Below are 15594 nucleotides of genomic sequence, written 5' to 3' on the forward strand. Positions count from 1 at the left end.
ACCCCTGCTCCGGCTCCCGCTGCAACGGCAGCGCCGGCGCCGCCGCCCGCACCCGCACCGGCTCCCGCCCCCGTCGACCCCGCGGGCGGCGCCGCCGCACCGCCGGTGGAGTGACCGTGGGCGTCGTCGACCGACGCATCGGCGCGCTCTTCGCCTGCTTCCTCGTCCTGCTCAGCTTCGCCTTCCTCCGCGCGCTCTGGCTCGGCGTCGTGAAGGGCGACAGCCTCGCCCAGGCCGCCGCGACGCAGCAGGTCGTCACCGCGGAGGTGCCCGCGCGCCGCGGCGCGATCGTCGATCGCCGGGGCGTCGAGCTCGCGGTCTCCGAGCCCGCCGACGACGTCACCGCGACGCCGTACCTCATCGACGACCCGGTCGCCGTCGCGCGTCTGCTCGCGCCGCTCATCGACGAGCCCGAGGACGAGGTCGCGGCCGCGCTCGCGCGCCGCGACACGGGCTACGTCGTCCTCGCGCGGAAGGTGCCGGCCAAGGTCGCCGACGACATCGAGTCGCTCGGCCTCGAGGGCATCGACCTCTCGCCCGGGAGCAAGCGCGTCTACCCGCGGGACTTCCTCGCCAGCCAGGTGCTCGGCATCCTCGGCCGCGCCGACGACTCGCCGACCGAGGTCGGCCGCGCGGGGCTCGAGTACGCGTTCGACGAGGAGCTGCGCGGGACCGACGGCGAGCGCCGCATCGTGCGCGACGCGCTCGGCGAGCCGATCGAGATCCAGGACCTCCGGAGCCCGGAGGCGGGGAAGACGCTCGGCCTCACCGTCGACGCGGCGATCCAGGACAAGGTCGAGAGCGTCCTCGCCGACGTCGGCGCGACGTACCGGCCGAAGGGCGCGACGGCGATCGTCATGGACCCGCGGACGAGCGAGATCCTCGCGATGGCGAACTGGCCGCGGGTCGACGCCAACAGGCCGGGCGACGCGCCCGCCTACGCCCAGCAGAACCGGGCGGTCGGCCACACCTACGAGCCCGGCTCGACGTTCAAGGCGTTCACGGTCGCGGGAGCGCTCGAGGACGACGAGGTGACGCCCGACACCTCGTTCGACCTCCCGCCGCAGATCCAGGTCGCCGACCGCACGATCGGCGAGTCGCACGAGCGGGGCCCGATCCGGCTCACGACCTCCGGCATCCTCGCCCAGTCGAGCAACGTCGGGTCGATCATGATCGGCCAGCGGCTCGGGAAGGAGCGCTTCGACAAGTGGGTCCGCCGCTTCGGGTTCGGCACGACGACCGGCTCGGAGCTGCCGGGGGAGGAGCGCGGCATCGTGCTCCCCGTCGAGAAGTACTCCGGCTCCTCGATGGGCAACCTGCCGATCGGCCAGGGGATCTCCGTGACGCCGCTGCAGATGACCGCGGCCTACGCGGCGATCGCGGGCGACGGCGTCCTGCGCGCGCCGCGCGTCGTCCGGACGATCGGCGACGAGCCCGCGCCCAAGCCGCGCGGGAAGCGGATCCTCAGCGAGCGGACGGCCGCGCAGGTGCGCAGCATGCTCGAGGGCGTCTTCGCCCCGGGCGGCACCGCTGCCGAGGTCGCGATCCCCGGCTACACGCTCGCGGGCAAGACCGGCACGGCGAACAAGGTCGACGGGACGACCGGCGAGTACTCGCAGTCCCGCTACGTCGCCTCGTTCGTCGGGTTCGCCCCGGCGAAGAAGCCCAAGCTGCTCGTGAGCGTCATGGTCGACGAGCCGCAGGGCGCGATCTACGGCGGGGACGTCGCGGCGCCGGCCTTCGGGAAGATCGCATCGTTCGCGCTCAGCTACCTCCAGGTCCCGCCACGCTGACGCACCGGGAGCCGGTGTCTCGGCCGGTCGCGGCCATCGAGGACTGTCGCCGCCGCGTTCTCTGAGACACTGCGCGGCGACATGACGCTCCGCGAGGTGATCGGCGATGCCGCCCGCGACGCGCCTCGCGTCGAGGTGCGCGCGCTCGCCTACGACAACCGCGCCGTCGCCCCGGGGACCGTCTTCTTCTGCGTCCCGGGCTTCACGCGCGACGGGCACGACTTCGCGGAGGACGCCGTCGATCGGGGCGCCGTCGCGCTCGTCGTCGAGCGCCCGCTCGGGCTCGGCGTCCCGGAGGTCCTCGTCGACGACGTCCGCGCCGCGATGGCCCCTGCCGCCGCGCGCCTCCACGGCGACCCGACGGCGCGCCTGCGCACGGTCGGCGTCACCGGCACGAACGGCAAGACGACGACCGCCCATCTCGTGCGCGGCCTCCTCGAGCACTCCGGCGTGCCGACCGGCCTGCTCGGGACGGTGACCCAGGTCGTCGGCGGCGCGGCGAGCGACGCGGTGCGCACGACACCCGAGGCGATCGACCTGCAGCGGACGTTCGCCGAGATGCTCGACGCCGGGGACGCCGCGTGCGTGATGGAGGTGAGCTCGCACGCGCTCTCGCTGCGGCGGGCGGCGGCGATCCGCTGGGAGGTCGCGCTCTTCACGAACCTCTCGCAGGACCATCTCGACTTCCACGACGACATGGAGGAGTACTACGCGGCGAAGCGCGAGCTCTTCCTGCCGTCGGAGGGCACGGCGTCCCACCCGCCGCGACACGCGGTCGTCTGCGTCGAGGACGCCTGGGGCGAGCGCCTCGCCGAGGACCTCGTCGCGGCGGGTCGCCCTGCGGTGACCGTCGGGCTCGACGCCCCGGAGGCCGACCTCCTCGCCACGGACGTCCGCTCGTCGGTCACCGGCACGACGTTCGTCGCCGACGGCCGCGAGTGGTCGCTGCCGCTCCCGGGGCGCTTCAACGTCCTCAACGCCCTCGGGGCGATCGCGGCCGGTCGCGCCCTCGGGCTGCCCGACGCCGAGATCGCCGCGGGTCTCGCGATCGCCGGGCGGGTGCCCGGGCGCTTCGAGCCGGTCGAGGAGGGGCAGGACTTCGGCGTGCTCGTCGACTACGCCCACACCCCCGACGCCCTCGAGAACGTCCTCGCGTCGGCACGACCGCTCGCCGGCGGCGGCCGCGTGCTCTGCGTCTTCGGCTGCGGCGGCGACCGCGACCGGGCGAAGCGCCCGCTCATGGGCGAGATCGCCGCCCGTCTCGCCGACGTCGTCGTCGTGACGAGCGACAACCCGCGCTCCGAGGAGCCCGGCGCGATCATCGAGGAGATCGTCGCCGGCATCGCGCGCCAGGACATCGAGGTCATCGCCGACCGGCGGGCGGCGATCGGCCGGGCGGTCGCGCTCGCCGCGCCCGGTGACGTCCTCGTCATCGCAGGAAAGGGCCACGAGCAGGGCCAGGAGGTCGCCGGCGGCGTGAAGCTCCCGTTCGACGACGTCGCGGTCGCGCGCGACGCGGTGCGTGCCGTCGTCTCCGGCGGAGCGTCGGCATGAAGGACCGCGCACCCGACTGGGTCGCCGACGCGGCGCGGGGCGACCTCCTCCAGGCGCCCGGGATCGCGCGCGACCCCATCGCCCCGGGGCCGCGGCGGGCCGTCGTCGACTCGCGGGCGGTCCGGCCCGGCGATCTCTTCGTCGGCCTCCCGGGCACCCGCGTCGACGGCGGCGCGTTCGCCGCGCAGGCGCTCGGCGAGGGAGCGTGGGGCGTCATCGCCTCGCCCGAGCACGCCGAGGAGGCGGCGCGGGCCGCCGGGAGGGGGGTCGTCATCGCCGCCGACGACCCCCTCGCCGCGCTGCAGTCGCTCGCGACCGCGTGGCGGCGCGAGCTGCGGTGCGTCGTCGTGGGCATCACCGGCTCGACGGGGAAGACCTCGACGAAGGACCTCGTGCGGGCGATGATCGCCCCGCACCGGCCCGTCCACGCCACCCGCGAGAACCTCAACACCGAGATCGGGCTCCCGCTCACGATCCTCGAGGCGGCCCCCGGGACGGAGGTGCTCGTCCTCGAGAAGGCGATGCGCGGCAGCGGCCAGATCGCGGAGCTCACCCGCATCGCCGAGCCCGACATCGCCCTCGTGACGAACATCGGGCCCGTCCACCTCGAGCTCCTGGGGTCGATCGAGGCGATCGCCGCTGCGAAGGCGGAGCTGCTCGCCGAGCTGCGCCCCGGCGGCATCGCGATCGTCCCGGTCGACGAGCCGCGCCTCGAGCCCCATCTCCGCGACGACGTCTCGGTCATCCGCGTCGGCGAGGGCGGCGACGTCGAGCACCTCGGGGACATCGCGCCGATGGCGGGCGGCGTGCCGCTCGACTCGGCCCACATGCGCCGCAACGCGCTCATGGCGCTCGCGGCGGCCCGGGCCGCCGGCGTCGAGCCGCGGGGCCCGGTCGACGTCGCGCTCAGCGCGCTCCGCGGCCAGCGGGCCCGGCTCGCCGGCGACGTCGTCGTCGTCGACGACTGCTACAACGCCAACCCCATGTCGATGCGGGCGGCGCTGGACGACCTCGCGACCGTCGCTCCCGGCCGGCGCGTCGCCGTCCTCGGGGACATGCGCGAGCTCGGCCCCGACGAGCGGCGGTTCCACGCCGAGCTGGGAGTCGCCGTCCGCGACGCGGGGATCGACGTGCTCGTCACCGTCGGCCCGCTCGCCGCGCACATCGCGGCGGGGAGCGGGATGGGCGCGGTCCACGCGGTGCCGGACGCCGCAGCGGCGGCGCGCCTCGTGCCGAAGGTCGTCGAGGACGGCGACACCGTGCTCGTGAAGGCCTCGCGCGGCGTCGGCCTCGAGGTCGTCGGCGAGGCTCTCGCGGCGGCGCGCCCGCCGGTCGAGACCGACGAGCCCCGGCCGGACGCGCGGAGCTGAGCGCCCATGGGCGAGATCCTCATCGGCGGCACGGCGTCGCTCCTCATCTGCATCTTCCTCAGCCCGACGTTCATCGCGTCGCTGCGCCGGCGCGAGTTCGGCCAGCACATCCGTCCCGAGGGCCCGGAGGGGCACCACGCGAAGGCCGGGACGCCGACGATGGGCGGCCTCATCATCTTCGTGGCGGTGAGCGTCCCGTTCCTGCTGCTGAGCGACTACGACTGGCGCTCGGTCGGGGTCTACGGCGCGGCGATGCTCCTCGCGGCGATCGGGTTCGCCGACGACGCCCAGAAGATCTTCCACCGCCGCTCGCTCGGCCTCAAGGGCCGCTGGAAGCTCATCGCGACCGTCGGGATCTCGCTCGGGCTGTGGTGGATCGCGACCGAGCAGGCGGGCCTGCAGCCGACGCTGCGCCTGCGCACGATCGACGCGACGATCGATCTCGGGGTCTTCTACCCGGTCCTCATCTACCTCGTCGTCGCGGGGACGTCGAACGCGGTCAACCTCACCGACGGCCTCGACGGCCTCGCCGCGGGGTGCTGCGCGATCGTCCTCCTCGCCTACATCGGCATCACGTACATCACGACGGGGCAGGAGGACCTCGCCCTCCTCTGCGCCTGCCTCGTGGGCGCGTGCATCGGGTTCCTCTGGTTCAACGCGTTCCCCGCGACGATCTTCATGGGCGACACGGGGAGCCTCGGGCTCGGGGGCGCTGTGGGAGCGCTCGCCGTGATGACGAAGACCGAGGAGCTGCTCATCCTCCTCGGCGGCATCTTCGTCGTGGAGGCCCTGAGCGTGATCATCCAGGTCTTCTCGTTCCAGACCTTCCGCAAGCGCGTGTTCCTCATGGCGCCGATCCACCACCACTTCGAGATGGCGGGCTGGTCGGAGACGAAGATCATCCTCCGCTTCTGGATCGTCGCCGCGATCTGCAGCGCGATCGGCTTCACCGTGTACCAGCAGTCCGTCGTGTGAGCGGGTCGGCGGACCGCCCGCCCCTCCCGGAGGGGCCGTACCTCGTCGTCGGGCTCGCCCGCTCCGGCCTCGCCGCGGGCCGCGCTCTCGCGCGGCGCGGGGAAGAGGTCGTCGGCGTCGACGCCGGCGAGGTCGCGCTCGAGGCGGACCCGGGCTTCCCCGTGCGGCTCGGGACGACCGGGGTCGACGAGCTCGAGCGGGTGCGGGCGGTCGTGAAGTCCCCGGGGGTGCCGCCGCGCGCGCCGGTCGTCGCCGCGGCGCGCGGGCGGGGCCTGCCCGTCCTCGGCGAGCTCGAGCTGGGGTGGCGCCTCACCGGCGGGGACGTGGTCGCGGTGACCGGGACGAACGGGAAGACGACGGTCACCGAGTGGATCGGTCACGCGCACCGGCTCGCGGGCGTGCCGGTCGTCGTCGTCGGGAACGTCGGCACGGCGTACACGTCGCTCGTCGACGACGGGGACGGCGGCGCGGCAGGCGCGGCGCCGACCGTCGTCGCCGAGTGCTCGAGCTACCAGCTGCACGACACGGTGGCCTTCCGGCCCGAGGTCGGGGTCCTCCTCGGGATCGAGTCCGACCACCTCGACTGGCACGGGAGCGTCGAGGCCTACCGGGCCGCGAAGCGCGACGGGCTGTTCGCGCGCCAGGGGCCGGCCGAGGTGGCGATCGCGCCGCGAGCCGAGATCCCCGTCCCCGGCGACGGCCGCCTCGTCGTCCTCGACGACGTCGAGCTGCCGGGCGAGCCGGGGCTGCCGGGGGCCCACAACCGGTGGAACGCGCGGGCGGTGGTGGCGGCCTGCCGGGCGCGCGGGCTCCCGGAGGACGCGATCGCCGAGTCGCTGCGGACGTTCCCGGGGGTCGCGCACCGCCTCCGCGAGATCGCGGAGGTCGATGGCGTGCGGTTCGTCGACGACTCGAAGGCGACGAACGTCGCCTCGGCCCTCACCGCGCTCGCGGCGATGGAGGCGCCGGTCCACCTCATCCTCGGCGGCGACGACGCGAAGCAGGAGGACTTCTCGCCGCTGCGCGCGCCGGTCGCGGAGAAGGCGGCGAGCGTCCACCTCGTCGGCGAGGCGGCGGGCCGGCTCCGCGACGCCCTCGGGACGGGGGAGGACCGCGGCGACCTGGAGGCGGCCGTCCACGCGGCGGCGTCGGCGGCGCGGCCCGGCGACGTCGTCCTCCTCAGCCCCGCCTGCGCGAGCTTCGGCCAGTACCGGAACTTCGAGGAACGCGGCGAGCACTTCGCGCAGCTCGTGGCGACCCTCTGACCCACCCGCCGAACCGGATTCCTGGAGTGCCAGGGCACCCCAGGAATCCGGTTCGGCAGGTCCGGGGGCGGGCAGGGGACGGCGGGCCTGCGTCGAACCTCTGCCTGAATGCCTCGCGTCGCCGCCATCGCGAAGCGCGAGCGCCCCGTGCGCCCGCTCGAGTACCACCTCCTCCTCACGGCGACGCTCTGCCTTCTCGCGCTCGGCGCGGTGATGGTCTTCTCCGCCTCGTCGGCGCGCACGCTCCTCGAGGGCGACGGCGCCGGCACCTCGTACCTCGTGAAGTACGTGGGCTTCGGCGCCATCGGGTTCGTCGGGCTCATCGTCATCACCCGCGTCCCGCTGCAGAAGGTCCTCTCCCTCACGGGGCCCTTCCTCGCGCTGAGCTTCCTCCTCGTCTTCCTCGTGAAGACGCCGCTCGGCGTCGAGGTGAACGGCGCGCAGCGCTGGCTCGGAGCCGGGCCGCTCGTCTTCCAGCCTTCGGAGGTGATGAAGCTCGCGCTCCTCTTGTACGCGGTGAAGCTCCTCGCCCGGCGCCCGCGCGCGCCGGAGCACCCGCGCGAGCTCGTCCCGCTCGGCTGGGTCGCCGGCGCGGCGATCGTCCTCGTCGCCTCCCAGCCGGACCTCGGGACCGCGCTCGTCCTCGCCTTCTCGATGACCGCGGTGCTCGTCGCGATCGGGACGCCGATCCGCTGGCTCGTGGTGGGCGCGGCGGTCGGCGCCGTCCTCGTCCTCGGCTATGCGCTGAGCGCCGAATACCGCACCGCGCGCCTCACGGCCTTCCTCGATCCGTGGGACACCGCGGGGACCTCGGGGTTCCAGTCCGTCCAGGGGCAGATCGCGCTCGGGTCCGGCGGGCTCTTCGGCCGCGGCGTCGGCGAGTCCGTGCAGAAGGTCTTCTACCTCCCCGAGGCCCACACGGACTTCATCCTCGCGATCATCGGCGAGGAGCTCGGGGTCGCGGGCATCACGCTCGTCCTCGTCCTCTACGGCATGCTCGGATACGCGGGGCTGCGGGTCGCGAAGCTCGCGAAGGGCGCATACGCGAAGCTCCTCGCCGCGGGAATCACCGCGATGGTCCTGTGCCAGGCGATCCTCAACGTCTTCACCGTCCTCGGGCTCGCGCCGCTCACCGGCGTGCCGCTCCCGTTCCTCTCCTACGGGACGACCAGCCTGTGGACGCTCCTGGCCGCACTGGGACTCCTGCTCAACATCGCCGGCGGCGGCACGGCGCACCTCCGCGCCGTGCCCGAGCCGCGGCGCCGACCGAGGACGGACGGACGTGACGAAGGTGCTCATCGCAGCGGGCGGGACAGCGGGGCACGTCGTCCCGGCGCTCGCGGTCGCCGACGCGCTGCGGGCTGACGGCGCCGAGGTCGTCTGGGTCGGCGGTGAGCGCGCCGAGAAGGACCTCGTCCCGGCGGCGGGGATCCCGCTGCGCCCGATCTCGGTCGAGGGCATCAGCCGGTCGAACCCGCTGAAGGCGGCGCGCGCCGTCGCCCGCGCCGCCGGCGCTCTCGTCGCTGCGCGCCGGATCCTGAGGGAGGAGCAGCCGGACGTGGTCCTCGGCGGCGGGGGCTACGTCGCCGGTCCGATCGGGGCGGCGGCGGTGGCACGCCGGATCCCGGTCGTCCTCACGGAGGCCGACAGCCACCTCGGGCTCACGAACCGGCTGCTCGCCGGCCGCGCGCGGCGCGTGTGCCTCGCCTTCCCGATCGGCGGGCGCGAGAGCGAGGCCTATCTCGTGACCGGCCGGCCGGTCCCGCCGCCGGCGACCGACGTCGCCGCCGCCCGGGCGCGCTTCGGGCTGGCGGAGGGAGAGCGGTGCCTCCTCGTGTTCGGCGGCTCGCTCGGGGCGCGGAGCCTCAACGAGGCGGCGCTCGCGGCCTACGGGGAGGAGGTCCCGGAGGGGCTCCGCGTCGTCCACGCCGCGGGACACGCCCACGCCGACGCCGTCCGCGAGCGGCTCTCCGCGCCGGCCCGCGAGCACTACGAGGTCCACCCCTACATCGACCGCTTCGGCGAGGCGCTGCTCGCCTGCGACCTCTGCGTCGCGCGGGCGGGGGGCTCGATCTTCGAGATCGCCGCCGCGGGGCGCCCGGCGATCCTCGTCCCGTACCCGTACGCCTCCGCGGACCACCAGACGGCGAACGCGCGCTGGATGGCCGAGGCGGGGGCGGCGATCGTCGTGCCGGACGCGGAGATGGACGGCGCGCGGCTGCGCGCGGAGGTCGACGGCCTCCTCGCGGCGCCCGCGCGGCTCACCGCGATGGCGGCCGCCTCCGCGGGGCTCGCCCGGCCGGATGCCGCGCAGGCGATCGCGGGCGAGGTCCTCGCCGCCGCGAGCTGACGAGTCCGGGGCGTCGCGAAGTACGGTGTCGCGCGTGTCCGAGCGCCCCTGGGAGCACCGTCGCCTCCACCTCATCGGGATCGGGGGCGCGGGGATGAGCGGCTACGCGCGGGTCTGCGCCCAGCTCGGGGCGCGCGTGAGCGGCTCGGACCGCGCCGACGGGCCGACGCTCCCGGCGCTCCGCGAGCTCGGCGTCGAGGTGCACGTCGGCCACGCCGCGGGGAACGTCCCGCCCGGCGACGACGTCGAGGTCGTCTACTCGACCGCCGTCCCCGCCGACAACCCCGAGCGGGTCGCCGCCCGTGAGCGGGGGCTGCGCGAGGTCGGCCGCGCGGAGCTGCTCGCCGAGCTGAGCGCGCTGCGACGCGTCATCGCGGTCGCGGGCGCCCACGGGAAGACGACGACGACGTCGATGACCGCGCACGTCCTGCTGCGCTGCGGGCTCGCGCCCGCCTACCTCATCGGCGGCGCGCTGCGCACGACCGGTCTCCACGCGGACTGGCCGCAGGGCGACGGATGGCTCGTCGTGGAGGCCGACGAGTCCGACCGCTCGATGCTCCGCCTCGACGTCGACGTCGCGGTCGTGACGAACGTCGAGCACGACCACCACGACGTCTACGGCTCCCTCGAGGAGGTGCGGGAGGTCTTCCGGACCTTCCTCGACGGCCCGTCGGAGGCGGTCGTGTGGGACCGGCCCGAGCTCCTCGCGCTGCGCCCGTCGGGGGCGACGGTGGCCTACGAGGCCCACGACGTCGTCCTCGAGCCGGGCGGGAGCCGCATGCGCTGGAGGGGGCTCGACGTCCGGCTCGGCGTGCCCGGGCTCCACAACGCCCGCAACGCCGTCGCCGCGCTCGAGGCGAGCGTGCTCGCCGGTGCCGACCCCGCGGACGCCGCCGCGGCGATCGCCGACTTCCGCGGCGCGGGCCGGCGCTTCGAGCGCCTCGGGGAGACGGCGTCCGGGGCGACCGTCGTCGACGACTACGCGCATCACCCGACCGAGGTCGCCGCGACGCTCGACGCCGCGCGCGCCGAGGGCCGGCGCGTCGTCGCCGTCTTCCAGCCGCACCTCTTCAGCCGCACGCTGCACCTCGCGACCGAGTTCGGGGCCGCGCTCGCCCGCGCCGACGTCGCCTGCGTCCTCCCGGTCTACCCCGCCCGGGAGCGGGCGGAGGACTTCCCCGGCGTGACGGGGCTCCTCCTCGCGGAGGCGACGTGCGACGCCCGGCCCGGCATGCCGGTCCACTGGCTCCCGTCGTTCGACTCCGCCGAGCGCGTCCTCGGCGGCCTGCTGCGCGACGGCGACCTCTGCCTCGTGCTCGGCGCGGGCGACGTCGACGCCCTCGGCCGCCGCCTCGTCGCCACGACCCCGTGAGTGTGCATCCACCCGGCGGAGAGCCCGGTGGATCCACACTCACGGCGATGCGGGGGAGGGAACGGGGCGCGGACGGCGAACGCGGATCCGTGCACGTGCGCTCGCTTCCGCTCCCGCGTCCCGCCCTCCGGCTCTCGCGCTCCGCCCGGCGGGGTCTGCTCGCGCGGCCGAGCCTTCCCGGCAACCACCGGCTCCTCGCGCTCGTCGGCATCGTCGCCGCGCTCGTCGGCGGGTTCCTCATGCTGCGCGAGTCGAGCCTCGTCGAAGTCCGCGAGGTGACGGTGAGCGGCGCGTCCGGGCGCGACGCCGAGGCCGTGCAGGCGGCGCTCGTGAGCGCCGCCGAGGGCCAGTCGACGCTCGCGGTCGACCGCGACGCGCTCCTCACCGCCGTCGCCCCGTATCCGATCGTGAAGGACCTCGAGGTCGCGACCGACTTCCCGCACGGCATGAGCATCCGCGTCGTCGAGCACGAGCTCGTCGGCGCGGTGAAGGCCGACGGGCGCACCGTCCCGGTCGCGGGCGACGGGACCATCCTCCGCGGCACGAGCGCGAAGGGCCTCCCGGTCATCCCGCTGCGCAACGCCCCCGCCGGCGAGCGCATCGAGAGCGGTGCCGCGTCCGCGCTCGTCGGGGCGCTCGCCGCCGCGCCCCCGGCGCTGCGCGAGCGCATCGCGAGCGTCGGCGCCGGCGAGAGCGGCGTGACGACCCGCCTCGACACGGGGGTCGAGATCGTCCTCGGCCGGCCGGAGCGGCTCGAGGCGAAGTGGGCGGCAGCGGCGCGCGTCCTCGCCGACCACACCTCCCAGGGCGCGACGTACGTCGACGTCCGGCTTCCCGAGCGCCCCGCGGCCGGAGGGCTCGAGCAGATCGCGATCCAGCAGCAGGCGACCGAGGCCGCGGGCGCCGCCACGGCCGACGGAGCGGCCGCGGCCGCGCCGTGAGCGGGACCCCTCCTGCGCGCCGCGTGAGGCGCGCCGAGGCGGCCGGCGTGCAACCATCGACATGAGGTCGAGAGTCCGCGCGCCGCAAAACCTCCTGCACAGGTCGAGGGTGCGCGGGCGTGCAACTCCGGTTGCGGGGTAGGATTCCCGTTGACACGGTGGAAAGGGCCCCCGTACCGTGCGTCGCCCACAACTGGGGGACAGAAGACCAAACCCTCAAGTCTCCCCCGAGAGTCGGACGGAACTCAGTCACATGGAAAGCAGCGGCAGCTATCTCGCGGTCATCAAGGTCGTCGGCGTCGGCGGCGGAGGGACCAATGCGGTCAACCGCATGGTCGACGCGGGCCTGCGCGGCGTCGAGTTCGTCGCGGCGAACACCGACGCCCAGGCGCTGCAGATGTGCGACGCCGACATCAAGCTCAACATCGGGCACGACCTCACGCGCGGACTCGGCGCAGGGGCGAACCCGGAGATCGGCTTCGGCGCCGCCGCCGAGTCGCGTGACGACATCAAGGAGGCGCTGAAGGGCGCCGACATGGTCTTCGTCACCGCGGGCGAGGGCGGCGGCACCGGCACCGGCGCCGCACCCGTCATCGCGGAGATCGCGAAGCAGGAGATCGGCGCGCTCACGGTCGGCGTCGTCACGAAGCCCTTCTCGTTCGAGGGCTCCCAGCGGATGCGCCAGGCGGAGGAGGGCATCGCGCGCCTCCGCGAGGTCGTCGACACGCTCATCGTCATCCCGAACGAGAAGCTCCTCGGGATCGTCGAGCGCCGCACCACGATCCTCGACGCCTTCCGCGAGGCCGACAACGTCCTGCGCCAGGGCGTCCAGGGCATCACGGACCTCATCACGATCCCCGGTCTCATCAACCTCGACTTCGCCGACGTCCGGACGATCATGGCCAACGCCGGCTCCGCGCTCATGGGCATCGGGACGGCCGGCGGCGAGAGCCGCGCGGGCGAAGCGGCGAAGGCCGCGATCTCCTCGCCCCTGCTCGAGGACTCCGTCGAGGGCGCGACCGGGATCCTCCTCAACATCACCGGCGGCCAGGAGCTCGGCCTCTTCGAGGTCAACGAGGCCGCGGAGATCGTCCAGAACGCCGCCGATCCCAACGCGAACATCATCTTCGGCTCCGTCATCGACGAGCGGATGGGCGACGAGGTGCGGGTCACCGTCATCGCGACGGGGTTCGACCACGGCGGCGGGGGGCCGTCGCGCGCGAGCACGACGCGCAGCGCGCGCGAGGAGACCCGCACGCGGGCCGAGCGCACGACGCGCGATCGCAGTCCGAGGGTCGAGCGCGACTCGCTCGAGATCTCGGACGACGAGATCGACATCCCGCCCTTCCTGCGGTAGCGGGTCGCATTTCCGCGCCCGTCTCGCCCTGCGGACCCCGCGACCGGGAGGCCGACAGGTAACCTGGGCACGGTGAGTGCCGCCGACACGCTGCAGCGCACGCCGCTGTACGACCGTCACGCCGCCGCCGGGGCGAAGCTCGTCCCCTTCGCCGGATGGGAGATGCCCGTGCAGTACGCGGGCGTCCGCGAGGAGCACCTCGCCGTCCGCTCCGAGGCCGGCGTCTTCGACGTCTCGCACATGGGTCAGATCCGCACGAGCGGCCCGGATGCGACGGCGTTCCTCCAGCGCCTGCTCTCCAACGACGTCACGAAGATGGGCGTCGGCGGGGCGCAGTACAGCCTCCTCTGTCGCGAGGACGGCGGCGTCCTCGACGACCTCTTCACCTACCGGCTCGGGCCGGAGGACTACCTCACGGTGACGAACGCCGCGAACCACGAGAAGGACATCGCGTGGTTCCGCCGGCACGCCGAGGGGTTCGACGTGAAGGCCGAGGACGTCGCCGCCGGGTACGCGATGCTCGCCGTCCAGGGGCCGCTCGCTCGCGAGATCGTGCAGCAGGTCGCCGGAGGGCCGCTCCCTCCGCGCATGACCGCGCAGCCGGGCCGCCTCGCCGGGCGCGACGTCCTCATCTGCGGGACGGGCTACACCGGGGAGGACGGCGTGGAGATCCTCTCGCCGCCGGACGCCGCGCCGGCGATCTGGGACGAGCTCGTCCGCCGCCGCGCGACCCCCGCGGGGCTCGCCGCCCGCGACACGCTCCGCCTGGAGGTGTGCTTCCACCTCTACGGCAACGACCTCATGGAGGAGCGCGGGCCGATCGAGGCCGGCCTCGGCTGGGCCTGCAAGGAGGACACCGGCTTCATCGGCGCCGAGGCCGTGCGCGCCGCGCGCGAGGCCGGCCCGGCCGAGAAGCTCGTCGCGTTCACCGTCGAGAAGGGCATCGCCCGGCAGGGCAACCCCATCGCCGGCGGCGGCGTCGTGACGAGCGGCACGCAGTCCCCGAGCCTCGGCATCGGGATCGGCATGGCCTACGTGCCGACCGCGATGGCCGCGATCGGCACGACGCTCGAGATCGACGTCCGCGGGCGCACCCGCACGGCGACGGTCGCCGAGAAGCCGCTGTACCGCAAGGCCGCATAGCCTTGCGCGGGGCCGCTCGCGCGGCCGCACCCGACGCACTTCGACGACAGGAGCAACCGAGAGCCATGGCCGACGCGAGCTACCCCGAGGACCTGCTGTACCACCCGGAGCACGACTGGGCCCGCATCGAGGGCGACGTCGCGACCTTCGGCATCACCTGGTACGCGCAGGACGCCCTCGGCGAGGTCGTCTTCTTCGATCCGCCCGAGGTCGGTTCGTCCGTCACGGCCGGCGAGTCGTACACCGAGGTGGAGTCCGTGAAGGCCGTGTCCGACGTCATCGCGCCGATGAGCGGCGAGGTGGTCGAGGTCAACGAGGCGCTCGCGGACACGCCGGAGTCCATCAACGAGGACCCCTACGGCGAGGGCTGGATGGTGAAGGTGCGGCTGAGCAAGCCCTCCGAGAAGGACGGGCTCATGGACAGCGCCGCCTACATCGCCACCCTCGACTGAGAAACCCCCGACCGGAGATCGCCTGACGACCAGTGAGCAGCTACCTCTCCCTCACACCGGATGACCTGAAGGAGATGCTCGGCGCGATCGGCGTCGCATCCCTCGACGAGCTCTTCGAGCGCCAGATTCCCGAGGGGGTGCGGCTCAAGGGCGGTCTCGACCTGCCCGAGGGGATGTCCGAGCAGGACGTCTACGCCCATCTCCTCGAGCTGGCGCGCAAGAACGTCAGCGCGGAGGACGAGATCACGTTCCTCGGCGCCGGCATGTACGACCACTACGTCCCCGCGCTCATCGACATGCTCATGAGCCGCTCGGAGTTCCTCACCCCGTACACGCCCTACCAGCCCGAGATCAGCCAGGGCGGGCTGCAGGTGATGTTCGAGTACCAGACGGCGATGAGCGAGCTCACCGGCCTGCCGGTCTCGAACGCGTCGGTCTACGAGGGCCCGAGCGCCGTCGCCGCGGCCGGCTACCTCGCGAAGCTCGCGAACGGCAAGGGGACGTTCGTCGTGAGCGCGGGGGTCCACCCGCACTCCCGCCGCACGCTGCGGACCCTCGCCCACGGCTACGGCATCGACGTCGTCGAGGTCCCGCTCTCGGGCGGCGTGACGGACGCGGCCGCGTGGGCGGAGGCGATCGGCGAGGACACCTGCGCGGTCGTCTTCCAGACCCCGAACTTCCTCGGCGCGGTCGAGGACGCCACGGCGCTCTCCGACGCCGCCAAGAACTCGCCGGCCGTCGTCATCGGCCAGTACGACCCGATCGCGCTCGGCGTCATCGCGCCTCCGGGCGAGTGCGGCGTCGACGTCGCCGTGGGGGAGGGCCAGTCGCTCGGCAACCGCCTCGACTTCGGCGGTCCGTCCTTCGGCTTCTTCTGCGCGACCGAGGCCTACCTGCGCCGGATGCCCGGCCGCATCGCCGGCGAGACCGTCGACGTCGACGGCCGCCGCGGCTTCGTCCTCACGCTGCAGACGCGCGAGCAGCACATCCGCCGCGAGAAGGCGACGTCGAACATCTGCACG

Annotated in this window: 13 protein-coding genes; all 13 read left to right on the forward strand. The window is 74.2% G+C overall.

The genetic code is table 11. The features are described from left to right. Positions 1 to 1793, forward strand: a 1793-nt coding sequence (locus ACME2J_RS19750; protein WP_495546659.1) for a peptidoglycan D,D-transpeptidase FtsI family protein, incomplete at its 5' end; no start/stop codon positions are given. Positions 1794 to 1874: 81 nt separating this feature from the next. Then, a complete protein-coding gene (locus ACME2J_RS19755) occupies positions 1875 to 3347 on the forward strand; it encodes a UDP-N-acetylmuramoyl-L-alanyl-D-glutamate--2,6-diaminopimelate ligase (protein WP_495546660.1) in 1473 nt (490 codons plus the stop codon). After that, positions 3344 to 4717: a UDP-N-acetylmuramoyl-tripeptide--D-alanyl-D-alanine ligase gene (locus ACME2J_RS19760; protein WP_495546661.1), complete on the forward strand. Its 1374-nt coding sequence runs from the start codon at positions 3344 to 3346 to the stop codon at positions 4715 to 4717. Before ACME2J_RS19755 ends, ACME2J_RS19760 begins: the two co-directional genes overlap by 4 nt. A gap of 6 nt (positions 4718 to 4723) precedes the next feature. Continuing rightward, a complete protein-coding gene (gene mraY / locus ACME2J_RS19765) occupies positions 4724 to 5692 on the forward strand; it encodes a phospho-N-acetylmuramoyl-pentapeptide-transferase (protein WP_495546662.1) in 969 nt (322 codons plus the stop codon). Then, positions 5689 to 6957: a Mur ligase family protein gene (locus ACME2J_RS19770; protein WP_495546663.1), complete on the forward strand. Its 1269-nt coding sequence runs from the start codon at positions 5689 to 5691 to the stop codon at positions 6955 to 6957. The genes mraY and ACME2J_RS19770 overlap by 4 nt, the downstream gene beginning before the upstream one ends. A 108-nt stretch (positions 6958 to 7065) precedes the next feature. Then, positions 7066 to 8322 (forward strand): FtsW/RodA/SpoVE family cell cycle protein, encoded by a 1257-nt coding sequence (locus ACME2J_RS19775; protein ID WP_495546664.1) that lies wholly within the window; start codon positions 7066 to 7068, stop codon positions 8320 to 8322. Further along, positions 8240 to 9307, forward strand: a complete 1068-nt coding sequence (gene murG, locus ACME2J_RS19780) for an undecaprenyldiphospho-muramoylpentapeptide beta-N-acetylglucosaminyltransferase (protein ID WP_495546665.1) — start codon at positions 8240 to 8242, stop codon at positions 9305 to 9307. Before ACME2J_RS19775 ends, murG begins: the two co-directional genes overlap by 83 nt. A 34-nt stretch (positions 9308 to 9341) precedes the next feature. Continuing rightward, positions 9342 to 10679: a UDP-N-acetylmuramate--L-alanine ligase gene (gene murC, locus ACME2J_RS19785; RefSeq protein WP_495546666.1), complete on the forward strand. Its 1338-nt coding sequence runs from the start codon at positions 9342 to 9344 to the stop codon at positions 10677 to 10679. A gap of 95 nt (positions 10680 to 10774) precedes the next feature. Next, entirely contained in the window at positions 10775 to 11620 is an 846-nt protein-coding gene (locus tag ACME2J_RS19790) for a cell division protein FtsQ/DivIB (protein WP_495546667.1), read from the forward strand. A 253-nt stretch (positions 11621 to 11873) separates the two neighbouring features. After that, the gene (gene ftsZ, locus ACME2J_RS19795) at positions 11874 to 12977 is read left to right on the forward strand and encodes a cell division protein FtsZ (RefSeq protein WP_495546668.1); all 1104 of its coding nucleotides are present in this window, start codon (positions 11874 to 11876) and stop codon (positions 12975 to 12977) included. A 72-nt stretch (positions 12978 to 13049) separates the two neighbouring features. Continuing rightward, complete coding sequence (gcvT, locus tag ACME2J_RS19800) at positions 13050 to 14120, forward strand: glycine cleavage system aminomethyltransferase GcvT (protein ID WP_495546669.1); 1071 nt, start codon at positions 13050 to 13052, stop codon at positions 14118 to 14120. A 65-nt stretch (positions 14121 to 14185) separates the two neighbouring features. Then, on the forward strand, positions 14186 to 14572 hold the full coding sequence (gene gcvH, locus ACME2J_RS19805) for a glycine cleavage system protein GcvH (protein ID WP_495546670.1): 387 nt from the start codon (positions 14186 to 14188) through the stop codon (positions 14570 to 14572). 32 nt (positions 14573 to 14604) lie between these two features. Further along, positions 14605 to 15594 (forward strand): aminomethyl-transferring glycine dehydrogenase subunit GcvPA (gene gcvPA / locus ACME2J_RS19810; RefSeq protein WP_495546671.1); only part of this gene is annotated, 990 nt, incomplete at its 3' end.

The sequence above is a fragment of the Paraconexibacter sp. genome (assembly GCF_059438195.1).